The sequence below is a fragment of the Agrobacterium deltaense RV3 genome (assembly GCF_900013505.1).
Classification (GTDB): Bacteria; Pseudomonadota; Alphaproteobacteria; order Rhizobiales; family Rhizobiaceae; genus Agrobacterium; species Agrobacterium leguminum.
This window is the reverse complement of record NZ_LT009745.1, coordinates 1,027,889-1,050,730: the sequence shown is the minus strand read 5'-3', so window position 1 is coordinate 1,050,730 and position 22,842 is coordinate 1,027,889. Positions and strand designations below refer to the sequence as shown.

24 protein-coding genes are annotated in these 22,842 nt (G+C 59.6%); 14 read left to right on the top strand and 10 right to left on the bottom strand.

What is annotated here, in order from left to right; all coding sequences use genetic code 11:
- Positions 1–103: 103 nt before the first annotated feature.
- From AGR7B_RS05365 to AGR7B_RS05335, 7 genes are all read left to right on the top strand, one after another.
- Complete coding sequence (locus AGR7B_RS05365; protein WP_078054092.1) at positions 104–1,273, top strand: LptF/LptG family permease; 1,170 nt, start codon at positions 104–106, stop codon at positions 1,271–1,273.
- On the top strand, positions 1,270–2,358 hold the full coding sequence (gene lptG / locus AGR7B_RS05360; RefSeq protein WP_078054093.1) for an LPS export ABC transporter permease LptG: 1,089 nt from the start codon (positions 1,270–1,272) through the stop codon (positions 2,356–2,358). The genes AGR7B_RS05365 and lptG overlap by 4 nt, the downstream gene beginning before the upstream one ends.
- The gene (locus AGR7B_RS05355; protein WP_080856197.1) at positions 2,358–4,739 is read left to right on the top strand and encodes an LPS-assembly protein LptD; all 2,382 of its coding nucleotides are present in this window, start codon (positions 2,358–2,360) and stop codon (positions 4,737–4,739) included. The genes lptG and AGR7B_RS05355 overlap by 1 nt, the downstream gene beginning before the upstream one ends.
- A gap of 298 nt (positions 4,740–5,037) precedes the next feature.
- Complete coding sequence (locus AGR7B_RS05350) at positions 5,038–5,985, top strand: SurA N-terminal domain-containing protein (RefSeq protein ID WP_003520739.1); 948 nt, start codon at positions 5,038–5,040, stop codon at positions 5,983–5,985.
- 26 nt (positions 5,986–6,011) lie between these two features.
- Entirely contained in the window at positions 6,012–7,034 is a 1,023-nt protein-coding gene (pdxA, locus tag AGR7B_RS05345; RefSeq protein WP_065654809.1) for a 4-hydroxythreonine-4-phosphate dehydrogenase PdxA, read from the top strand.
- A complete protein-coding gene (rsmA, locus tag AGR7B_RS05340) occupies positions 7,034–7,864 on the top strand; it encodes a 16S rRNA (adenine(1518)-N(6)/adenine(1519)-N(6))-dimethyltransferase RsmA (protein WP_080856196.1) in 831 nt (276 codons plus the stop codon). The genes pdxA and rsmA overlap by 1 nt, the downstream gene beginning before the upstream one ends.
- Positions 7,865–7,937: 73 nt before the next feature.
- Positions 7,938–8,588 (top strand): alpha/beta hydrolase, encoded by a 651-nt coding sequence (locus AGR7B_RS05335; protein ID WP_080856195.1) that lies wholly within the window; start codon positions 7,938–7,940, stop codon positions 8,586–8,588.
- A 32-nt stretch (positions 8,589–8,620) separates the two neighbouring features.
- On the opposite strand, the gene vapC is transcribed toward AGR7B_RS05335, so the two are convergent.
- The 9 genes from vapC to fabD form a co-directional block, all read right to left on the bottom strand.
- The gene (vapC, locus tag AGR7B_RS05330; protein ID WP_020810687.1) at positions 8,621–9,019 is read right to left on the bottom strand and encodes a type II toxin-antitoxin system tRNA(fMet)-specific endonuclease VapC; all 399 of its coding nucleotides are present in this window, start codon (positions 9,017–9,019) and stop codon (positions 8,621–8,623) included.
- Positions 9,019–9,252: a type II toxin-antitoxin system VapB family antitoxin gene (gene vapB / locus AGR7B_RS05325; RefSeq protein ID WP_031233980.1), complete on the bottom strand. Its 234-nt coding sequence runs from the start codon at positions 9,250–9,252 to the stop codon at positions 9,019–9,021. The genes vapC and vapB overlap by 1 nt, the downstream gene beginning before the upstream one ends.
- A 93-nt stretch (positions 9,253–9,345) precedes the next feature.
- The gene (gene gmk / locus AGR7B_RS05320) at positions 9,346–10,008 is read right to left on the bottom strand and encodes a guanylate kinase (RefSeq protein ID WP_065654085.1); all 663 of its coding nucleotides are present in this window, start codon (positions 10,006–10,008) and stop codon (positions 9,346–9,348) included.
- Between the two features lie 5 nt (positions 10,009–10,013).
- Positions 10,014–10,901, bottom strand: a complete 888-nt coding sequence (locus AGR7B_RS05315; RefSeq protein ID WP_065654810.1) for a YicC/YloC family endoribonuclease — start codon at positions 10,899–10,901, stop codon at positions 10,014–10,016.
- A 68-nt stretch (positions 10,902–10,969) separates the two neighbouring features.
- Complete coding sequence (gene mltG / locus AGR7B_RS05310; protein ID WP_065654086.1) at positions 10,970–12,190, bottom strand: endolytic transglycosylase MltG; 1,221 nt, start codon at positions 12,188–12,190, stop codon at positions 10,970–10,972.
- A 329-nt stretch (positions 12,191–12,519) separates the two neighbouring features.
- Positions 12,520–13,782, bottom strand: a complete 1,263-nt coding sequence (fabF, locus tag AGR7B_RS05300; RefSeq protein ID WP_003520727.1) for a beta-ketoacyl-ACP synthase II — start codon at positions 13,780–13,782, stop codon at positions 12,520–12,522.
- Positions 13,783–14,031: 249 nt separating this feature from the next.
- On the bottom strand, positions 14,032–14,268 hold the full coding sequence (locus AGR7B_RS05295) for an acyl carrier protein (protein WP_003502080.1): 237 nt from the start codon (positions 14,266–14,268) through the stop codon (positions 14,032–14,034).
- Between the two features lie 350 nt (positions 14,269–14,618).
- Positions 14,619–15,356, bottom strand: a complete 738-nt coding sequence (gene fabG, locus AGR7B_RS05290) for a 3-oxoacyl-[acyl-carrier-protein] reductase (protein WP_003520726.1) — start codon at positions 15,354–15,356, stop codon at positions 14,619–14,621.
- Between the two features lie 83 nt (positions 15,357–15,439).
- A complete protein-coding gene (gene fabD / locus AGR7B_RS05285; RefSeq protein ID WP_065654087.1) occupies positions 15,440–16,384 on the bottom strand; it encodes an ACP S-malonyltransferase in 945 nt (314 codons plus the stop codon).
- Positions 16,385–16,608: 224 nt separating this feature from the next.
- Between fabD and AGR7B_RS05280 the strand changes: the two genes are divergently transcribed.
- The 7 genes from AGR7B_RS05280 to rplI all read left to right on the top strand — a co-directional run bounded on the left by AGR7B_RS05280 (position 16,609) and on the right by rplI (position 21,511).
- Positions 16,609–17,652, top strand: a complete 1,044-nt coding sequence (locus tag AGR7B_RS05280; protein ID WP_065654088.1) for an aldo/keto reductase — start codon at positions 16,609–16,611, stop codon at positions 17,650–17,652.
- A gap of 135 nt (positions 17,653–17,787) precedes the next feature.
- The gene (locus AGR7B_RS05275; protein WP_065654089.1) at positions 17,788–18,114 is read left to right on the top strand and encodes a hypothetical protein; all 327 of its coding nucleotides are present in this window, start codon (positions 17,788–17,790) and stop codon (positions 18,112–18,114) included.
- Between the two features lie 12 nt (positions 18,115–18,126).
- A complete protein-coding gene (locus AGR7B_RS05270) occupies positions 18,127–18,690 on the top strand; it encodes a hypothetical protein (protein ID WP_065654090.1) in 564 nt (187 codons plus the stop codon).
- Positions 18,691–19,032: 342 nt separating this feature from the next.
- Positions 19,033–19,494, top strand: a complete 462-nt coding sequence (rpsF, locus tag AGR7B_RS05260; RefSeq protein ID WP_003520723.1) for a 30S ribosomal protein S6 — start codon at positions 19,033–19,035, stop codon at positions 19,492–19,494.
- Between the two features lie 16 nt (positions 19,495–19,510).
- Positions 19,511–19,759, top strand: coding sequence for a 30S ribosomal protein S18 (gene rpsR / locus AGR7B_RS05255; protein ID WP_080856194.1), 249 nt, complete (start codon positions 19,511–19,513; stop codon positions 19,757–19,759).
- A gap of 187 nt (positions 19,760–19,946) precedes the next feature.
- On the top strand, positions 19,947–20,921 hold the full coding sequence (locus tag AGR7B_RS05250; RefSeq protein WP_065654091.1) for a DUF2232 domain-containing protein: 975 nt from the start codon (positions 19,947–19,949) through the stop codon (positions 20,919–20,921).
- Between the two features lie 14 nt (positions 20,922–20,935).
- Positions 20,936–21,511: a 50S ribosomal protein L9 gene (gene rplI / locus AGR7B_RS05245; protein ID WP_003520720.1), complete on the top strand. Its 576-nt coding sequence runs from the start codon at positions 20,936–20,938 to the stop codon at positions 21,509–21,511.
- Between the two features lie 258 nt (positions 21,512–21,769).
- Here rplI and AGR7B_RS05240 read toward each other — a convergent pair whose 3' ends face one another.
- Entirely contained in the window at positions 21,770–22,837 is a 1,068-nt protein-coding gene (locus tag AGR7B_RS05240) for an HlyD family secretion protein (protein WP_065654811.1), read from the bottom strand.
- Between the last annotated feature and the right edge of the window lie 5 nt (positions 22,838–22,842).

Below are 22,842 nucleotides of genomic sequence, written 5' to 3'. Positions count from 1 at the left end.
CATATTTGTGAGCACGCCGGAATAGCCAATTGCAAATGATGCGATTAGATAGGCGGAAACTCGGCGAGCGATCGCACGGAAAAACAATGTCGAACAGGGCCGTATGAAGCTTCTCGAGAACTATATCCTGCGGCGGACAACGCAGATGTTTCTGGTCGCGCTGCTGCCGGTGCTGGCCATCATCTGGACCATCCAGGTTCTCCAGAGAATCAATCTCGTCACCGATACCGGCCAGTCGATGGGTTCCTTCATGGCGCTCGCGACGATGATCCTGCCGACGCTGATCCCGGTCGTCCTGCCTTTCGCGCTGGTGATCGGCATCACCCAGATCTTCACCACGATGAACAACGATTCCGAGCTTGCCATCATCGATGCGGCCGGATCGCCCCGTTCGATCATGTATCGCCCGGTTCTCATTCTGGCCGCCATTCTGAGCGCGCTTTCCTTCACCATCACCAATTTCATCGAGCCGCCCGCCCGCAGCTCCGCCCGGCAGATGGTGGCCGCCGCATATGCCGACCTTCTGTCCTCGGTGATTGAAGAAAAGACTTTCCGCACCATTCAGGACGGTCTTTACGTGCAGATCGCCCAGCGGCAGGGCCGTATCCTCAAGGGCCTGTTCGTCGCCGACCGCCGCGATCCGAATTTCGACCTCATCTATTATGCCAAGGAAGGCATGATCGATGAAAGCGGCACGTCGCTGACCATGCGCGACGGCGAAGTGCAGCAGAAGACGCCGGACGGCAAGGTCTCGATCGTCAAGTTCCTGTCCTATGCCTTCGACCTTTCGACCATGTCGGAAAAGCAGGATTCCGAGCCGTCGCTCTCTCCGGGCGATGCCAGCCTCGGTTTCCTTCTCTCGCCCGACGAGAACAATGCGAGCTACAAGCGCTCGCCGGAAGCCTTCCGCAGCGAGCTGCACAAGCGCCTGTCGGACTGGATGTTCGCCTTCTCCTTCGCGCTGATTTCGCTGGTCATCGCCGCCGATGCCCGTTCGCACCGCGAAGCGCGCCTGCATCCGATGGTCGCCGCACTGGTGACGGCCTTCATGCTGCGGTGGCTTGGTTTTTACGTCACCAATCAGATCAAGCAGAGCGCGGCCTTCATTCCGCTGGTCTATGCCGTTCCGGGCCTTAGCGGCGGGGCCGCCGCCTTCATTCTGCTGACCGGTCGCAAGCCGAAAATGCCGAAAATCATCGCCGATGCGATGGGTCGTCTGCGCCGTCTCTTCTCCAGCCGGATGGCGAAAAGCTCTGGGAGCGGCAACGCATGATTTTCAACACGCTCTCCCGGTATTTCCTGAAGCGATATCTGATCACCGCCATCTGGTTCCTGCTCGGTGTATCCTCGATCATTTACCTCGCCGACTTCAGCGAAACGGCACGGCGCATGTCCGGCCTGCCCGGCTATTCCGTTCCGGCCGCCCTTGGCCTGACGGCGCTTCGCCTGCCGCTGATCCTGCAACAGACTGTGCCCTTCATTGCGCTTTTCGTCGGCATGACGACGCTGATCTCGCTCAACCGGCGTTACGAACTGGTGGTGACGCGCGCCGCCGGCATTTCCGCATGGCAGTTCATCCTTCCCTTCGTGCTCGGCGCGGTTTTCATCGGCATCCTGTCGGTCACTATCCTCAACCCCATCGCGGCATGGGGCCAGAACAAGTCGCTGGCGATGGAAGCCGGCCTGCGCAACGAAGCGGGCGGCGGCCGCCAGCAGGAGATCATTCCGTGGATGCGCCAGGCAAGCGGCGGCCAGGATACGATCATCGGCGCCAAGAGCTTCGAGGACAATGGAACGCTGCTTCTCGACGTGGTTCTGATCGACATCGACAAGGACGGAAACATCGTCTCCCGTAAGGATGCGAAGTCGGCTAAATTGGAAGATGGTTACTGGCTTCTTAACGGCGTTTCGGAAACGCGCGCCGGGCATGTGCCAGTTCGGCAAGAAAGCACGCGGATCAGTACCAATCTGAGACGGGAATTCGTCCAGGAGCGCATGACGCAGACGGAAACCGTTGCTTTCTTTGACCTTTCTCACAAGATCGAAGTTGCAAAGTCCTTTGGACTATCTTCGAAGGCGCTTGAGACGCAGTATCATTTCCTGCTATCGACGCCCCTGCTTCTGGTCGCGATGACCTTGATCGCCGCGACCGTTTCATTAAAGTTCAGCCGCTTCGCCCAATCGCGCTCCGTGATTCTGGGTGGAATCGTTTCCGGCTTCGTGCTTTATGTAGTAACCGTGCTCGTAAGGGCATTCGGGAGTGGTGGCGTTGTCCCTCCCACCGTCGCGGTCTGGGTTCCAGTCATCGTGGCGTTGGCTTTGGGGGCAACCATTCTGCTTCATCAGGAGGACGGCTAGTGGCGGTATATGACCGCGGGAATATCAGGCGGCTTTGGACGGCCCTTCTGACAGGTGCCGCTGTGTGCGCGTATTTGGCATCCAGCCCGGTCGCTATCGGCCAGGATGGTTTGCTTGCGTCGGCAAGCCAAGACGATTCGAAACTCCTGCTTACAGCAAATGAACTGACCTATAATCGCGATTCCCAGCGTGTGATCGCGAAGGGCGTGGTTCGCATGAAATATTCGGGCTACCGCATGGTGGCCCAGCAAGTGGAATATAACCAGCAGACCGGCCGCGTGATCGCCCATGGCAACATCGAGCTGATCGAGCCGGGCGGCAACAAGATCTATGCCGACGAGATGGACGTGACCGACGATTTCGGTCAGGGCTTCGTCAATGCGCTGCGCGTCGAGACCACGGACAATACCCGTATTGCCGGTGAAAGCGCCGAGCGTCTCGAAGGCGACCTGATGGTGCTCAACAACGGTGTCTACACCGCATGTCTGCCCTGCGCCGAGCGGCCCGAAAAGGCGCCGCTGTGGCAGGTCAAGGCCGAGCGCGTCGTTCAGGACGGCAAGACCCATACGGTGCGCTTGGAAAAGGCCCGCCTGCAGCTTTTCGGCCATTCGATCGCCTATCTGCCGTTCCTTACGGTTCCGGACAATACGGTGAAGCGTAAATCCGGCTTCCTGTTCCCGCAGATGAGCATTACCGACAATCTCGGTTTCGGTATCGGCGTCCCCTATTTCCACGTTCTGTCCGACACCTCGGACGTGACCGTCACGCCGACCTATTACACGACGCAGGGTCTGCTGCTGCAGGCAGAACTGCGCCAGCGCTTCGAAACCGGCATGCACACGGTCACGATCGCGGGCATCAGCCAGCAAAAGTCCGAAACCTTCACGGCCGGCACCAGCGACGCCCTCAACGACAATCGCGGCATGATCGCAAGCAAGGGTGATTTCTCGATCAACCCGCGCTGGGCGTTCGGCTGGGATGCCATGGTGCAGACCGACAATAACTTTTCGCGCACCTACGGGCTGAAGGGTTATAAAAACGACGTTCAGACCAACCAGATCTATCTGAACGGTGCGAGTGAGCGTAACAGCTTCGAAGCCCGCGGTTATTATTTCAACGTTCAGGATACGGACAATACCGAAGCCAAGGAACGCAAACAGGCAATCGTCCACCCGGTTGTCGACTACCGTTATTTCGTGCCGGATCCGGTTTATGGCGGCGAACTTTTGCTGACCACCAACCTGACGAGCATCACGCGCCTGCGGCAGGATGCTTACGCGCTCGGCGGTTATCCGCGTTTCAGCGGGCTTGAGGGCGACTATACGCGCCTTTCCACCGAAGCCGAGTGGAAGCGCACCTTCACGATGGACAGCGGCCTGCAGATCACGCCTATCCTTGCTGCGCGCAGCGACGCGCTCTGGACGGACATGTCTCCTGCGGCCTTCACCTCGGGCGGGACCTCCTATGCCTATGAGGGCATGATGCATGACGGCGCGGCTTTCCGCGGCATGGTCACCGGTGGTCTGGAAGTGCGTTATCCCTGGCTGTTCACGGCGCTCAACAGCAGCCACGTGATTGAGCCAATCGCACAGATTTTCGTGCGCCCGAACGAACAATATGCCGGCCGCCTTCCGAACGAGGATGCACAGGCATTCGTCTTCGACGCGACCAACCTGTTCGAACGCGACAAATTCTCCGGTTTCGACCGGATCGAAGGCGGCACGCGCGCCAATATCGGCTTCCGCTATAACGGTACGTTCGACAATGGCTACGGCGTTCGCGCCATTGCCGGCCAGTCCTTCCATCTGGCGGGCGACAATTCCTTCGCCTCCTACGATCTCGTCAATGCAGGCGCCAATTCGGGCCTCGAATCCGACCGTTCGGATTACGTCGCCATGGCCGCTTTCGATGCGCCGATCGGACTTTCGCTGTCGTCGAGCCTGCGTCTCGACAAGGACGATTTCGACATCAACCGCTCGGAAACCGGTATCAGCTATTCGGACCGTCGCCTTACCGGCAAGCTCAGCTATACGCAGGTCAAGGCGCAGCCGAAATACGGCTATAACGAAGACCGCGATATCATCCAGGCGTCCGGTTCGCTGCGCATGGACGACAACTGGTCGCTGTTCGGTTCGATCAATTACGATCTCAACGGGAAGTTTGCCGCCGAACGCCGCATCGGCATTGCCTATCAGGATGAGTGCACGATCCTGACGGTCAGCTATTCCGACGAAGGCAATATCAATTCCAGCCGTCAGGCCGCCAATGACTGGTCAATCAATGCCCGTCTGGCCTTCCGTACGCTCGGCGATATCAGCGTCGGTTCAGCCAATGAGGACTGGAACGATATGGATATTGGCTGGAAGCCAAACAACTACTGAGTTTAGAGGCAGGTTACGCAGCATCGTGACCTGCCTTTTTACCATTTGGCCAGTAAAGCCACGGTTTCGCCGCAACAACACGCCAATGTCCGGCCGCGCATGGAACCTATCGGGTTTTCTTTCAACAAACCGACACATTGCCGTCTTGCGGATCGCGATGATATATACGTGGCAAATTCGCGGTGCGGATGCACAGTTGCAGGTCTGAAAAGCGGGACAATTCAATATTCCCCTCATCAGGCAAAACAGATTGGCGGGACAGGGCAACAGGACCCTGCCCGACGAAAGGGAGAAGGATATGATGAATTTCGGAAAGACGGCTTTGCGTGGCGCTGCTTTCGCCTTTGCGATATTCGCCGTTCCCATGGCCGTTGTGCCCTATGCCGGCCAGGCCTTCGCCGATAGCACCGTCAAGATCGTCGTCAACAAGACACCCATCACCAATGACGATATTGCCAAGCGCGTCGCCTTCCTCAAGCTGCAGCGCCAGTCCGGTAATCTCAATGAAAAGGCGCGTGAGCAGCTTGTCGACGAGGCGCTGAAGCGCGAGGAAATCGGCCGCGTTAAGATGTCGGTCAGCACCGACGATGTCGATGCGGCCTTCGCACGCTTTGCCGGCAACAACAAGATGACCCCGCAGCAATTGACGAAGGTGCTTGCGCAGGCGGGTGTCGGCGCCGATCATTTCAAGGCCTTCATCGCCGTTCAGATGAGCTGGCCGCGCCTTGTCAACGCCCGTTATGGCGCACGCGGCAAGATGTCGACGCAGGATCTCGTTACCCGACTGAAGGAACGCGGCGACAAGCCCGTCACCACGGAATATTTCCTGCAGCAGGTCATCTTCGTCATCCCGGAATCGAAACGCAACGCCATTACCGGCAAGCGCAAGGCCGAGGCTGAGGCCTCGCGCAAGCGTTATCCCGGCTGCGACCAGGCCATGAGCTTCGCCGCGACCATGCGTGATGTGGCGATCAAGGACCTTGGCCGCATTCTGGCGCCGGAGCTGCCGGAAGACTGGAAGGCGCTGGTGGAGAAGACCAAGGAAGGCGGCACCACCGGCACCCGCGTCACCGAAAAGGGCGTCGAATATCTGGCCATTTGCAAGCAGCGCCAGGTTTCCGACGATTATGCAGCGGAAATGGTGTTCAAGTCCGAAGACCTGATGAAGGCCAAGGACGGCGAAAACCCGAACGAAAAGAAATATATGGATGAGCTGCGCAAGAAGGCGCAGATCGTCAACACCTGATATTGATACGAGAGCCGGGTCTTTCCGTGACATATGCATCCCTGCCGCTTGCCCTGACACAGGGAGATCCAGCCGGTATCGGCCCCGACATCGCCATCACCGCCTGGGCTAAGCGCCGGGAGAACGGCGTGCCGCCCTTCATCTTCATCGGCGATCCCGATGTGGTGGCGAGCCGCGCGGCGCTGATCGGCGTGCCGGTCAATATCGAGACCTGTGATGCGGAAAGCGCCGTCGGCCTGTTCGAACAGGCGTTCCCCATCCTCCCCCTTCCTGTCGGCTTCGAAGTGCAGGCGGGTCAGCCGCATGTCGGAGCGGCGCACGCGACGATCAAGGCCATCGAGACCGCCGTTTCCCTCACGGTCGAGGGCAAGGCTGCGGCCGTCGTCACCAATCCGATCGCGAAATCGGTGCTATACGACGCGGGTTTCGGCTTCCCCGGCCATACGGAGTTTCTCGCCGATCTTGCCCTGCGCCAGACCGGCGAGCACATCATCCCGGTGATGATGATTGCCGGCCCCAAGGTCCGTGTCGTCCCGGTGACGATCCATATCCCCGTGAAAGACGTGCCGGCCGCTCTCACCGAAGAGTTGATCGTCACGACCTGCCGGATCATCGATGCCGATCTCCGGCAGAAATTCGGCATCGAGGCGCCGCGTCTGGCGGTTGCCGGCCTCAACCCGCATGCGGGTGAAGATGGCGCACTCGGCACTGAGGATCGTGATATCGTTCACCCGGCGACCATGCGGTTGCGGAAGGACGGGATCGATGCCTTCGGCCCCCTGCCCGCCGACACCATGTTCCACGATGCCGCCCGCAAGCGATATGACGTGGCGGTGTGCATGTATCACGATCAGGCGCTGATTCCGGCCAAGGCGCTCGGCTTCGACGATTCCGTCAATGTCACGCTCGGCCTGCCCTTCATCCGCACCTCGCCCGACCATGGCACCGCCTTCGGCATTGCCGGCCAGGGCATAGCCAATGAGGCGAGCCTCGTGGCGGCGCTGAAGATGGCGGCGGAGATTTCCCTCCGCAGCCGGGCCAACGCATAATGGCGGCCATCGACGGACTGCCGCCGCTGCGCGATGTCATCCAGCGCCACGGGCTCGACGCGAAGAAGTCGCTCGGCCAGAACTTCCTGTTCGACCTCAACCTCACCCAGAAGATCGCAAGGACAGCAGGGCCGCTAGACGGCGTGACGGTGATAGAGGTCGGCCCCGGTCCCGGCGGCCTCACCCGCGCCATTCTGTCGCTCGGGGCAAAAAAGGTCATCGCCGTCGAACGCGACAGCCGCTGCCTGCCGGTGCTGGCGGAAATCGAAGCCCATTATCCCGGACGGCTCGAGGTCATCGAGGGCGACGCCCTCAAAACCGATTTCGAGGCTCTGGTTCCCGCCGGCGAACCGGTGCGGATCATCGCCAACCTGCCCTACAATGTCGGCACGCAATTGCTGGTCAACTGGCTGCTGCCGAAACAATGGCCGCCCTTCTGGCTCTCCATGACGCTGATGTTCCAGAAGGAAGTCGGCCAGCGCATCGTGGCCGAAGAAGGCGATAACCATTATGGCCGGCTCGGGGTTCTCGCCGGCTGGCGCACGGTTTCCGAAATGGCCTTCGACGTTCCGCCACAGGCCTTCAGCCCGCCGCCGAAGGTAACCTCCACGGTCGTGCACCTGCTGCCGAAGGACAAGCCGCTGCCTTGCGATGTCGCCAAGCTTGAAAAGGTGACGGAAGCCGCCTTCGGCCAGCGCCGCAAGATGCTGCGCCAGAGCGTGAAAAGCCTTGGCGGCGAAACGCTTCTGGAAAGAGCGGGGATCGACCCCACACGGCGAGCGGAAACGCTGTCGGTGGAGGAATTCGTCACTTTGGCGAACTGCCTGTAAATCCGTCGTGGAATGTGCCATTCCGAGTAGCGGGACACGCGTTCGTGGAGGCTGCGAATAAAGGAAGAAGTGCGTGGAGAGTGCCGGTTTTCATTACAAGCTCGACATTCCCGCTGAAACGCCCGACTGCGCGGTTGTCTTGCTGCATGGATCGGGACGAACGGAAGACGACCTCATTTCTTTTGGCCGTTCCGTCTTTCCTAACGGTGTCTTATACGCGCCGAGAGGCGCCGTTCCCTGGGAAAATGGATTCGCGTTTTTCCGCCGAAAGCCCGACAGAAAGCTTGATATTGACGACCTCAAACATCGAGCGACCAGCCTCTGCCAGTTCATCGACTTTGTATTTCATGAGACCGGGCAGAGACCCCTTGTCGTTGGATATTCGAACGGCGCGATCATAGCGACTGAAACCATATGCTTGAATCGGAATTTGTCGAGGGGAGCCATTCTGCTTCGCCCGCTTTCTCCAAGAACGGATCAGGCTCTCCCAAACCTCTCAGGATACCCCATACTCCTGCTCGCCGGCGCCTACGACGAAAGGCGTCACCCCACCGACGCGCCGCATTTGGCCAACCAACTGGCATCGGCCGGTGCGGATGTTGTTCTGCAGACAGTTGAGACAGGCCACGGCTGGGCTGAAGATTCCGCAGACGAGCGGCTATCTCGCCAATGGGCGGCAAATGAACCTATCGCCCAGAGAACAGCAGCCTCTTCCATCGGTTAGCCGAACGTTTTGGAACAGGGCGAGGCCGAGGACTAAACCCAGTTTTCAACTCGCAAACCAGGCATCCGGACAAACTCGCGCATATTATTGGTTACGACGATCAGCCCCTCGCTACGGGCATGACCACCAATCTGCATATCATGAACGCCGCACGGGGTTCCAGCCTTGGCAAGTTCGGCCCTGATCTGGCCGTAATGTGCGGCGCCTTTGTCGGCGAAGGGCAGAACGTCCAAACGCGCGGTAAAATTTTCAATGGCGTTGATGTTTTCCTGACGCCGGACTGATTTTTCAGCACCATAATAAAGCTCGCCAAGTGTGATGCTCGAAATACACAGTTGATCTGCCAGGGCGTTGAATTTCTCCCGCAGCTCCGGAGGATAAGTCTTCATCACATAGATGCATATATTGGTATCGAGCATATATGTGAGCATCAGAAGGGCTCGCGCTCATCCAATGCAGGCTCTTCGCGAACGGAAAGAAAATCATCCGTTGCACGAGGGCCGGTCAGAAAAAGGTCGTCCCAGCGCTTTCCCTGCGGCACTATAACACGCGCAAGACCGATCTTCAGAACATCGACCTTATGCACGTCATCAGGAAAAGCCACGGCCTTCGGTAGCCTTACAGCTTGACTGCGATTGCTTATAAAAACCGTTGACGTAGCCATTGTCAGAGCCTCGTATATCCTATTGGGATATACATAACGCCTAACCGCTTCGATTTCAAGATTTTGGGACCGGTAGCCAGACGCTGCCTTCCATCAGAGCTTCGGCTCTTCCTCGAGCAACCCCCGCACGAAATCGAACATGCCGTGGCGGCGGTCGCGGCGGACGCGTTCGGCCTTCACGATGGCTTCGACGGCCTCGAAGGCGGCCTGCAGGTCGTCATTGAGGATGACATAGTCGTAGTCGCGCCAGTGTTCGATCTCGGCACGGGAATTGAGGAGCCGGGTCTTGATGACCTCTTCGGTGTCTTCGGCGCGGCGATGCAGGCGCGATTGAAGTTCGGTCATGGTCGGCGGCAGGATGAAGATCGAAACGACGTCCGCCTTCATCTTGTCCTGAAGCTGCTCGGCGCCCTGCCAGTCGATATCGAACAGCATGTCGCGGCCAGCAGCCATGGCGTCTTCCACCGGCCCACGCGGCGTGCCGTAAAAATTGCCGTGAACCTCTGCCCATTCCAGCAGCGCATCGCTATCCCGCAGGCGCTCGAATTCACGCGTGGAAATGAAATGGTAGTGGATGCCGTCAATCTCGCTCTGGCGGCGCGGGCGCGTCGTGACGCTGACGGACAGGCCGATATTCTTGTCCTTGTCGAGCAGGTTGCGCGCAATCGTCGATTTGCCCGCGCCCGATGGCGAAGAAATCACCAGCATCAACCCTCTGCGGGCAATCGTGACGGGAGAATTATTCACCGGGACCATGGGGTCTACTCCAGATTTTGGACCTGCTCGCGGAACTGGTCGATCACCACTTTCAGCTCTATGCCTGCTGCGGTTACCGCACTGGCGTTCGATTTGGAACAGATTGTATTCGACTCGCGGTTAAATTCCTGTGCAAGAAAATCGAGCTTGCGTCCTACCGGTCCGCCATTGGCCAAAAGCTCCCGCGACGCCTGAACATGGGCGTGCAGCCGGTCGATCTCTTCGCGCAGATCCGCCTTGGTGGCGAGCAGCGCCGCCTCGGCATGCAGCCGGTCACGGTCGAGACCATGCAAGCCGTCGCCGATGAGGGCGATCTGCTGGGCGAGCCGTGCCGCGATCTGTTCCGGTTGGCGGGAAGGATCGCCTTCAATGATGTCCGCGAGCTGCTCGATCCGGTTGACATGACCGGACAGGATCGCAAACAGCGACGCCCCTTCCCGTTCGCGCATATCCTTCAGCTTCTCGACGGCGGCGGCGAAGCCGGCAAGAACATCGCCGTTGCGTGCGGCCTGCGCCTCCGCGTCATCTTCCGCCTCGCGAAAATCGACGAGCCCGCGCAGCGTAAGCAGCGTGTCGAAGCTCAGCGGCTTATCTTCCACGACGTCGCCAAGCTCCTTCTTCAGCGCCAGAACCGCCGCCAGAGCATCGCGGTTGATCACCGCCTCCAGCCGGTTTTCCGCAATCGCCAGCGTCAGGCCCGCCTGGATATTGCCGCGGGAAAGATGCTCGCCTGCGATTTCGCGCAGGGCCGTTTCCAGCGCTTCAAGACCGGTCGGCAGACGCAGGCGCACATCGAGCCCCTTGCCGTTCACCGAGCGCAATTCCCACGCCCAGCGGTAACGGCCGGAGGTTCCTTCGCTGCGTGCGAAGCCGGTCATCGATTGCAATGTCATATCTGGAAGCCCCCCGTCATGCTGTGCAAAACCGGGCCCGTGCGGATCGCAGGGCCCGGTCAGGATTTTCAATTGTTGGCCGGCTTTTCCGCCTCGGCCCCGCCCGGCTGGCCATCCACGACAACCTCGGGATTGGCGCCGGAGGCCGCCTTTTCGGCCTCTATCTTGCGCCAGCGGCGCACATTGGCGTTATGTTCTTCAAGCGTCTTTGCAAACACATGGCCGCCGGTGCCATCGGCAACGAAATAAAGGTCATCCGTGCGCCATGGATTGGCCACGGCCTCAAGCGCCGCCCGACCCGGATTGGCGATGGGCGACGGCGGCAGGCCCTTGATGACATAGGTGTTGAACGGCGTCTGCTTCTGCAGGTCCGACTGGTAGATCGGACGGTCCGACGGTTTGCCATCGCCACCGAACAGGCCGTAGATGATCGTCGGGTCGGATTGCAGGCGCATGCCCTTCTTCAGACGGTTGTAGAACACGGAAGCGACATGGGCGCGCTCATCATCCTTGCCGGTTTCCTTCTCGACAATCGAGGCGAGCGTCACGAATTCCTCGATGGTCTTGATCGGAAGGTCCGGATCGCGCCGTTCCCAGATCATATTGATCAGCTTGTCCTGCGCCGCGCTCATCTGATTGATGATTTCTTCGCGCTTGGTGCCGCGGGTGAAGCGGTAGGTATCGGGGCGCAGGCTGCCTTCCGGCGGCAGGGCCGAGGGCAGTTCGCCGTCCAGCACTTCATCCGCTCCAAGGCGCGCGAACATCTGCTTCACGGTCAGGCCTTCCGGCAGCGACACGGAATAAAGGATCGACTTGCCGGACTCCAGCAGCATCATGATGTCCTTCATCGATGCGCCGGCCTTGATCTCATATTCGCCGGCCTTCAGCGTCTGGTCCTTTTGCAGGTAGCTGCCGGTCATCAGGCGGAAGACACGGGCGTTGGAGATGACCTCGTTACGCTCGAGATTATTGGCGATCTCGATAATACCGGCGCCGTTGCGCACCGTGAAATGCGTGTTCGTCTGAAGCGGACCGGGCTCCTGAAACGCATCGATCATGTAATAGAAAGCGGCAATGGCCAGCACACAGACGGCAACCGCGAGCGTCATCAGAAAATTCAGAAAGATCACAAGCTGGCCATGGGCCTTGCGGGAGCGCTTGGGCGGAGCCGGCACTTTTTCCGGCCGCAGGGCTTCCGTCGGGGATTTCGGAATGATCGGGCCGCGATTGCCTTCGCCCGCGCCGTTCTGTCCGTATTGTCCCTGGCTGTTCTGGTTCGTGTCGCTCACCGTCGGTCCTTTTCAGTTCGGCGTTGTCAGCGCTTTTTGCGCAGGTAATGCGGCAAAAACAGGTTCGGAATGTCTTCCTGCACCACATAGAGATATCGTGAAGCCTTGCTATTCCGCATCACGAACATCGTTTCGGACAAAGCCGATGGAGGAAGCCGCCTGCGGCCGGAAATTACCCCGAACCGGCAAACGCTTCCCATAAACGACTACAATATCGGCGCGAAAACCGGAATGGCTTTCGCAAGCCGCAATGCGTTCCTCAAAGGAAAGAACGTCCTTTGTCAGCACCCGGTGGGAGGGCGCCAGCGGCGGCAGAGCCGCCGCCGCAATTATGCTTCGTAACGACGCAGCACGAGGGAGGCGTTGGTGCCGCCGAAGCCGAAGGAGTTCGAGAGCGCCACATCGACCTGCCGCTTGCGCGCCTTGTGCGGCACGAGATCGATCTTCGTCTCTACATCGGGATTGTCGAGGTTCAGCGTCGGCGGAACGATGTTATCGCGGATCGCAAGCGTCGCGAAGATCGCCTCGATAGCGCCCGCCGCACCGAGAAGATGGCCGGTGGCCGACTTGGTGGAAGACATGGAAATCTTCGAGGCCGATTCGCCGACAAGCCGCTCGACCGCGCCAAGCTCGATCGTATCGGCCATGGTCGAGGTGCCATGGGCGTTGATGTAGTCGATATCGTCAGGCGTGAGACCTGCACGCTTCAGCGCCATCGACATGCACCGATAGGCGCCTTCACCGTCCTCGGACGGTGCGGTGATGTGATAGGCATCGCCCGAAAGGCCGTAACCAACGACTTCCGCATAAATCTTCGCACCGCGCGCCTTGGCATGTTCCAGCTCTTCCAGAACGACGATGCCCGCACCTTCACCCATGACGAAACCGTCACGGTCGCGATCATAGGGACGCGAGGCCTTTTCCGGATTGTCATTGTGCTGGGTGGAAAGCGCCTTGCAGGCGGCGAAGCCGGCAAGCGCGATGCGGCAGACCGGCGATTCGGCGCCACCGGCGACCATGACGTCGGCATCGCCGAGCGCGATCAGACGGGCGGCGTCGCCAATGGCGTGCGCGCCGGTCGAGCAGGCCGTCACCACGGCATGGTTCGGTCCGCGCAGCTTGTGGCGGATGGAAACCTGGCCGGATACGAGGTTGATCAGGCGGCCGGGAATGAAGAATGGAGAAATGCGCCGCGGGCCCTTGTCGCGCAGCGTATAGCCCGCCTCGACAATGCCCTCAAGGCCGCCGATGCCGGAGCCGATCAGAACGCCGGTCGCGATCTGGTCCTCGTCCGTTTCCGGATGCCAGTCCGCGTCGGCAAGCGCCATGTCGGCGGCAGCCATGCCGTACAGGATGAAAGGATCGATCTTGCGCTGTTCCTTGGGTTCCATCCAGTCGTCGGCATTGAAGGTGCCGTTGGAACCATCGCCCACGGGAATACGGCAGGCGATCTTTGCCGGAAGGTCTTCGACTTCGAATTCAGTCACGAGACGGGCGCCGTTCTGGCCGGCCAGCAGCCGCTCCCAGGTCACTTCCGTCCCACATCCAAGAGGAGATACCATGCCGGTACCGGTGATAACGACACGCCTCATCGCCAATGCTCCGCCCTTATCCAAATCATCGGTCTTCATGCAACGCCGGACATCAGGAGATGTTCATCGGATGCTGCAGTATTTCAAATCTCAGCATGACGGTTGTGGAAGCCGTTTCCGGCCCGTGACCTCATGCATTGCCCGGAACACGCACCACCCGCGGGCATGTTACAGTCTGCCTATAAAACATTGGCCCGGACGAGCCGGGCCAAGGACGGGAGGATATTGCACCTCCCCCATCAAGGTCGATCAGGCCTGGGCCTTCTCGATGAACTTTACGGCGTCGCCGACGGTCAGGATCGAGTCAGCTGCGTCGTCGGGGATTTCAACGCCGAATTCTTCTTCGAAAGCCATGACCAGTTCAACGGTGTCGAGCGAATCAGCGCCCAGATCGTCAATGAAGCTGGCGCCTTCGACAACCTTGTCGGCGTCAACGCCAAGATGATCAATTACAATTTTCTTTACGCGTTCTGCGATATCGCTCATGTCGGTTTCCTCGACCTTTATTTTGAAGGGAATGCCTTGCGGCACCCTGCCCTGTTAGAAGCCCTCATGCGCCGTTCAAATCCGGCACTGCTGGCAAACCCGTTCAACCCGGTCCAAGCTAGACATCGTCACGCAAAATCGCAACGGCTTCCTGTCTCTCCGGGACGACTGTTCACAGTCTTGGCCCGCTTAACATGGTTTCAATCGGTCGAAAAGCCTGAAAACGCGCTAAGCACAGCGTATGACAGGCAATTTCGCCGAAAACCAGTCGGCGGGGCCTTGCGGCGCCAGCTACCCAAGAAGGTGCTTAAACAGCGCCGCAATCCTTTTCATGACGGCCTTAGGCGCCGTCAGATCATCGCCATGCCGCCGTTGACGTGCAGGGTCTGGCCGGTCATGTAGCCCGCCTCGTTGGAGGCGAGGTAAAGAACGGCCGAGGCGACCTCAGCACCGGTTCCCATGCGCTTCATGGGAATGGCGCCCATGATGGCGTCTTTCTGCTTGTCGTTCAGCTTGCCGGTCATCGCGCTTTCGATAAAGCCCGGAGCCACGCAGTTGACGGTGACGTTGCGGGTGGCGATTTCCTGGGCCAGCGACTTCGAAAAACCGATCATACCGGCCTTGGAGGCGCAGTAGTTGGCCTGCCCGGGGTTACCGGTGACGCCGACGATGGAGGTGATGTTGATGATGCGGCCGAAACGGCGGCGCATCATCGGATGCGTCAGCTCGCGCGTCAGGCGGAACATCGCCGTCAGGTTCACCTCGATGACGTTATCCCAGTCCTCGTCGCTCATGCGCACGAAGAGGCCGTCCTTGGTGATACCGGCATTGTTGACGAGGATATCGACGCCTTCCAGCTCGGCTTCGGCCTTTTCGCCGAGCGCCTTTACTTCGGCGCGGTCGGCAAGGTTGGCCGGGAAAATCTTGACGCGCTCGCCAAGTTCCGCCGCCAGCGCTTCGAGCTTTTCAACGCGGGTACCGTGCAGGCCCACAGTTGCGCCCTGGCTGTGCAAAAGGCGGGCGATTTCTTCGCCGATGCCGCCGGTCGCGCCGGTTACGAGAGCCTTGCGGCCTGTCAGATCAAACATGTCCTATTCCTTCTTTAGAGCTTCGGACTGAAAATGTTCAGCGCAGTTGCGCGCGATGAATGCGGCAGCCGGAGTATCCCGTGTCAGCCGATGAGGGTGGCAAGAAGCTGGTCGATATCGGCAGCACCGTTGACGGCAACGCCGTTCACCGTCTTGTCGATGCGGCGGGCAAGGCCCGTCAGCACCTTGCCGGAGCCGATCTCGTAAAGCTGCGTGACATTGTTGGCGGCGAACCATTCCACCGTCTCGCGCCAGCGCACCTGACCCGTCACCTGCTCGACCAGCAGGGCGGCGATCTCATTGGCATCGGAAACGGGGGCGGCGCGCACATTGGCGATGACCGGCACGACCGGGTTGTGCTTTTCGACGGCCGCCAGCGCCTCGCGCATGGCTTCCGCCGCCGGCGCCATCAGCGCGGAGTGGAAGGGTGCGGAAACCGGCAGCATGATGGCGCGCTTGGCGCCCTTTTCGGAAGCGATCGCCGCAGCCTTCTCGACGGCGGCCTTGCCGCCGGAGATGACGAGCTGACCGCCGCCATTGTCATTGGCGATCTGGCAGATGCCGAGAATGGCCGCCTCTTCGCAAATTGCCGAAACAGCGTCATGCTCAAGCCCGATGATCGCCGCCATGGCGCCCTCGCCCACCGGCACGGCGGCCTGCATGGCGTTGCCGCGGATGCGCAGAAGACGGGCAGTATCGGCAACCGAAAAGGTGCCGGCGGCACAGAGCGCTGAATATTCGCCGAGCGAGTGGCCCGCGACATAAGAAACCGTATCGGACAGTTTGAAGCCGCGCGCTTCGAGAACCCGCATGACCGCCATGGACACCGCCATAAGCGCCGGCTGGGCGTTGGCGGTCAGCGTCAGCGTCTCTTCCGGGCCGTTCCACATGATATCGGAAAGCTTCTGGTCGAGCGCCTCGTCGACTTCCTGAAACACGGCGCGCGCTTCCGGATAGGTATCCGCCAGCTCCTTGCCCATGCCGACGGCCTGGCTTCCCTGTCCGGGAAATGTGAATGCAATACCCATGGGATGTCGTCCTTCTTGTCTGGCCTTGCCTTTATTCTTTCGGACTTCCATTCACATTCCCGCCAGCGAAGTCAAGGCTTGAAGCCCCATGGCAGGCCCATGTCAGGGGTTTTGCCGTCCTGTTTTCCCCTTATCTTTCATCATATTTTTTCTTGCACTGCGGCAATTCCCCATTACTTTCACACTACCTTCCAAACTATCTGGCCAAGCACCGGGACATTTCCATGAAACAGAGACTATTGGGCCGCACGGATATTTCCGTGTCTGAAATCTGCCTCGGCACGATGACGTGGGGCACGCAGAACACCGAAGCCGACGCGCATGCGCAGATGGATTACGCCGTCGAAAACGGCGTCAATTTCTTCGATACGGCAGAACTTTACCCCACCACCCCCGTTTCCGCCGAGACCCAGGGCCGAACGGAAGATTATATCGGCACATGGTTCGAAAAGACCGGCAAGCGAGATCAGGTCGTGCTCGCCACCAAGGTCGCCGGTTCGGGACGCGATTATATTCGCGGCGGCCGCGATATCGACGCCGCCGCCATCCGCGAGGCGGTGGATACCAGCCTCAAGCGCCTGAAGACCGATTACATCGACCTCTACCAGATTCACTGGCCAAATCGCGGCACCTATCATTTCCGCGGCGTCTGGAGCTTCGATGCTTCCGGTCAGGAAAAGCAGCGCACGCTTGCCGAAATCACCGAAAAGCTCGAAACGCTCGGCGAACTGGTGAAGGCCGGCAAGATCCGCGCCATCGGCCTTTCCAACGAGAGCGCCTGGGGCACGCAGAAATATATCGACATCGCCGAGGCCAACGGCCTGCCGCGCGTCGCCACGATCCAGAACGAATATAACCTGCTCTACCGCAGCTTCGATCTGGACATGTCGGAAGTCGCCCATCACGAGGATGTCGGCCTGCTCGCCTATTCGCCGCTGGCGGCCGGTCTTCTGACCGGCAAATACCAGAACGGCGCGCGCCCGGCGGGATCGCGCGGCACCATCAACAGAGACCTCGGCGGCCGCCTGCAGCCGCTTCAGGAAGCGCCGGTCAAGGCCTATCTGGAGCTTGCCGCGCAGCATGGAATCGATCCGGCAAAGCTCGCCATCGCCTTCTGCCTGACACGTCCCTTCATGGCCTCGGCCATCATCGGCGCGACGACGATGGAACAGTTGAAGGTGGATATTGCGGCTGCGGATGTGACGCTGTCGGACGAGGTGCTGAAGGGTATTGCCGCGATCCATCGGCAATATCCGATGGCGATCTAATATCGAGCCTATGGACTATCGCAAGCGCTTCTTTTGGGGCGCTTGCCTATGACGCCATAGACTTTTTCGCGACAATACAATATATCGTTTACTCAAATTAAGATCAGTAATTTAATAAAGAAATATTTCACATCTATGTTACCATTCTCTGGTTTATTCGGCCGGATTGTTAAAGGTCTTGGTAAAAACTCCGAAGCGCTTCTGCTTTTCGGTCTTTCCACGGTGGCTATCGCTCTGGTCTACATGAAAGTGAACGAGTGGCTTGCTTGCGGTATGCCCATGGCGCTTTATATCATGTATATTGTAAGGCAGGAGCGAAGTGAGAAACATGCTGTTGCGATGGCCAAGCACGATCTGGACAAACTTGAAGTGACCAGAGCTGCAAGCCTTGCGAAAGCATATGGGAAGAAAATGAAACCGCAGGGGCAGATCGCCTCTTCCGTACCAAGGGCAAGAAGATAGGAGGTGGCAACAATGTTCGATTTACAGATGACTGTAGCGCCCCTCGCCGCTTTCCTTGTGGGGATTCTGGTTGCGTGGAGTTACAAGCGCCGGATCGCCCAGCATAGGGAACGGCTCCGCGATCTTCAGGAAACACGTAAGGCAATGCTCTCGCATTACGACGCGATGGACAGAATTATTGCCCACGAGGCCGTACCCGAAAAAATAAAGCGTTCGATGATTTCTGTCACGAATGCGCTGAATGATCGCGAGCTCGCGATAAAAATGTGCGCACTTCTGACCACCAAGCCTCGGTCTACCAAGAGCAGCGGTTTCGAAGACGCCGTATCCAAACTGCGTATAGAACGGCCGGACGTCATGGATGATATTGAAACAGCCATGAGTTCAGCACTTTTCATCGTCATGCTGCGCTGGCCGGAAACATCGAAACAGTTCAAACAGTTCGTTGTATCGTCAATGGTGAGTGAGCACAGGGAAGCAACGGTATTCAACCGGGTCGCCGAAATCGTTCGCACAAACACGACGCGACAACGGCTTGGGAACGATCCGATCGAATCAGACGGCGCATACGCGTGATAGAAACGATGCAGGCCGCACGGCAAATCCTTCGCTGCCGCGCGGCTTTCCAGTCTCAAACTTCCCCCTATGGGCAAAGGCCCTTGCATTCCGGGCAAAAATCCGTATAAGCGCGCTGTTCACAACACCCGGTCCAATTGGCTGGTGGCTGAACGGAGGGCTGGTTCCGGTAACGGAACAGCAGGAACCATAAGGTTTTTCCGGCCTCCCGTGTCTCCGCTCTCGACCGTCTCGAACAACGCTTTTCTTGCTTTAAGGCCTTACCGCCTTACCCAAGAGCAGTCGTTGAGGCTTAGCGCCATTGCCGGGTGAAGGACGAAACGCAAGAAAGGCAAAGCTTAAATGGCTCTTTACGAACACATCTTCCTTGCCCGGCAGGATATTTCTGCCCAGCAGGTCGACGCACTTGTCGAGCAGTACAAGGGCGTTATCGAATCGTTCGGCGGCAAAGTCGGACGCATCGAGAACTGGGGTCTGAAGTCCCTCACCTACCGTATCAAGAAGAACCGCAAGGCTCACTACGCTCTCATGGACATCGACGCTCCGGCGGCCGCCATCCATGAAGTCGAGCGCCAGATGCGCATCAACGAAGACGTTCTTCGCTACATGACCATCGCCGTCGAAGCCCACGAAGAAGGCCCGTCCGCGATGATGCAGAAGCGCGACCGTGACGACCGTCCGCGCCGCGATGGCGACCGTCCGGACCGTGGCCCGCGTGAAGATCGTGGCCCGCGCGCACCGCGCGAAGGTGGCTTCGGCGACCGCGAAGACCGTCCGCGCCGTCCGCGCGAAGACCGTGCATAAGAAGGAGTTTTGACCAATGGCTGACGCATCCTCTTCCCAGGCACGCCGCCCGTTCCACCGCCGTCGCAAGACGTGCCCCTTCTCCGGCGCAAACGCTCCGAAGATCAACTACAAGGACGTACGTCTGCTGCAGCGCTACATTTCCGAGCGCGGCAAGATCGTTCCGTCCCGCATCACGGCCGTTTCCCAGAAGAAGCAGCGCGAACTCGCCCAGGCGATCAAGCGCGCCCGTTTCCTCGGCCTGCTGCCCTACGTCGTAGCGTAATGAATTGAAGCGAGGCTGCGTCTTGGCGCGGCCTCGCTTTTTCCTCGAAGCAGCTGACTCTTAATCAGCGGGTCGAGAAATATTCATCCTTCCGCGTTGGGCGCGGATCGATACCATAAAACCCATGTTGGGGATGAGGCTCCAGGGAGCGATCCTCTAACTGCTTTCGTTTCAGCAGGACAGCGAAGTGCAAAAGTTGAACCAGACAGTGCTGATCACCGGCGTTCTTGCCGGCATATGCGCCGCGTTTTTGACGCTTGGCGCAACGGCACAGTCGTCCTTTTCCTTCCTGCTCTATGCCGGTTCCGCCATGCCGATCCTGATCGCAGGCATGGGATGGGGCAATCGCGCCGCCATCGTCGCGATCATCACCACGGCCATCATCGGCGCTCTCGTCATGTCGCCGCTGTTTGCGCTGACCATCGCGATCTTCACGCTGATCCCGGCGGGCTGGCTTTCGCATCTCGCCAATCTGGCACGCCCGGCTTCCGAACTCGGCGGCCCGGACGATCTTCTCGCCTGGTATCCGCTCTCCGGCATCGTCCTGCACCTGTGCATTCTGGTCTCCATCGCCGTCGTCATTCTCGGCTGGATGATCGGTTATGGCCCCGATCTGGTCGCCCGCATGGTCGATATCATGATGACCTCGGTGCAGAACCGTGAGCCGCTGTTCGAACCCAATGCCGAGGCGCTCGCCCAGACGAAATCGCTGCTGGTGCTGATGCTGCCGATCGTGCAGGGCGGCCTGTGGGTCATCCTTCTGTTTGCGGCCTATTATTTCGCGACCCGGGTGGTCGGCTCCTTCGGCAAGGGCCTTCGCCCGCGTGAGGATATCGCTTCCGCGCTGCGCATGCACCGCAACGCCATCTTCATTTTTCTGGCCGGCATCGTCGCCATGTTCCTCGGCGGCGTCGCGGCCATGGTCGGCGCGGTCATCTGCGGCACCTTCGGCGCGGGCTTCCTGATGGCGGGTTACGCCTCGCTGCACAAGCGCGCCCGCGGCAAGGACTGGCGGCTGCCGGTTCTCATTCTCGCATATCTCTCGGCGGTCTTTGTCTTTCCGCTGTTCATCATTCTCGTGTTCGGCCTGAGCGACGTGCGCAGCACGATCTCTCTTACTCCGACGCGGAAAACCGACAATACGAACGAAACCAAACCATAGAAAGGATCAAGAAGATGGACGTCATTCTTCTCGAACGCATCAACAAGCTCGGCCAGATGGGCGAAACCGTAAAGGTTCGCGACGGCTACGCCCGTAACTTCCTGCTGCCGCAGGGCAAGGCGCTGCGCGCCAACGCTGCCAACAAGGCACGTTTCGAAACCGAGCGCGCAACGCTCGAAGCCCGTAACCTCGAGCGCAAGTCGGAAGCCCAGAAGGTTGCCGAGGCCCTGGAAGGCAAGTCCTTCATCGTCGTCCGTTCGGCTGGCGAAACCGGCCAGCTCTACGGCTCTGTCGCCGCTCGCGACGTCGTTGAAATCCTCGGCGCAGAAGGCTTCAACATCGGCCGTAACCAGGTTGAACTGAACACGCCGATCAAGACCATCGGCCTGCACAACGTTACCCTTCACCTGCATGCCGAAGTCGAGCTGCAAGTTGAGCTGAACGTTGCCCGTTCGGCTGAAGAAGCCGAGCGTCAGGCCAAGGGCGAAAGCCTCACCTCCGCTGACGCTATCTACGGCGTTGACGAAGACGCGCTGCGTCCGGAAGACTTCTTCGATCCGGAAGCTGACCGCGACGGCGACGACGAATAAGATTTGGCTTAACGGTCAAAGGAAAACCCCGGATGGAAACATCCGGGGTTTTTTGTTGGGTTGAATACGCGGAAGAATACCCCCCTCTGCCCTGCCGGGCATCTCCCCCTCAAGGGGGGAGATCGGCAGGAAGCGCTACCACCACTTCATTTGCAAACGTTGAGATGGGCGAGACCTAACCGCGAGTCGATCTCCCCCTTGAGGGGGAGATGTCCGGCAGGACAGAGGGGGGTGCCTCTCGGAAAACTCCACGCCCGACTACTTCTCCGCCGTCTCCGCTCCCTCAGGCGCCTTGCTCTTATCCACATGCACCACCACCGACATGCCGGGCGACAGATCCGCGGCCAGCGGCTGATCCGCATCGATCACGATACGCACGCCGAGGCGCTGGGCGATCTTCACGAAATTGCCCGTCGCGTTATCCGGCTTGATGACGGCGAATTCCGAGCCGGTAGCGGGCGAGAACCGTTCCACATGACCGGTAAGCTTGCGGCGATGCAGGGCATCCACGGCGATCGTCACCGGCTGGCCGACCTGCATGCCCGCAAGCTGGGTTTCCTTGAAATTGGCGATGACCCAGACATCATGCGGCACGACGGCCATCAGTTGCGTTCCGGCGGTGACATATTGTCCGGTGCGGACGCCGACTTCACCGAGCCTGCCATCCACGGGCGCGTGGATTTCGGTATTGGCAAGGTCGATCCTGGCAAGCTCGACGGCCGCTTCAGCATTGGCGACGGCCGCCTGCAGCGAGCTGCGGTTGACGATGATGGTTTGCAAATCCTGCCGCGAAACCTCAAGCGCCGCCTTGGCCTGCGAAAGCGAAGCCCGCGCCTTTTCGAGGGCGGCATGGGCCTCTTCCTGAAGGCTGGAGGTTCCCGCACCGCTCTTGATGAGGTTATCCTGACGGTCGGATGCGAGCTGCGCCTGTTTCAGCGAGGCCTGCGCGCTGTCGACCGCCGCCTGGCTGGAAAGAATATTGGCATTGGCCGCATTTTCCTGCTGGCGGGAATTATCGAGAGCCGCCTTCTGCGTATCGAGCGTTGCTTCCGCCTGCGCCTGCTTCTGGCGGTAGATGCGGTCGTCGATCTTCGCCAGCAGCGCGCCTTGGCTGACCTCCTGATAATCCTTCACCGGCACGTCCACCACATAGCCACTCACCTGCGGGCTCATCGTCGTGACATAACCACGCACGAAGGCGTTGTCGGTCATTTCGACGGTGGAAAGGAACGGCGGCAGCCGCCAGGCGTAAAGCACCAGCGCCACGCCGGCGAGACCGCCGAGCAGCACGAGAATGGAAACGGGGGTAAAAAACTTCTTCAGCATTTTGT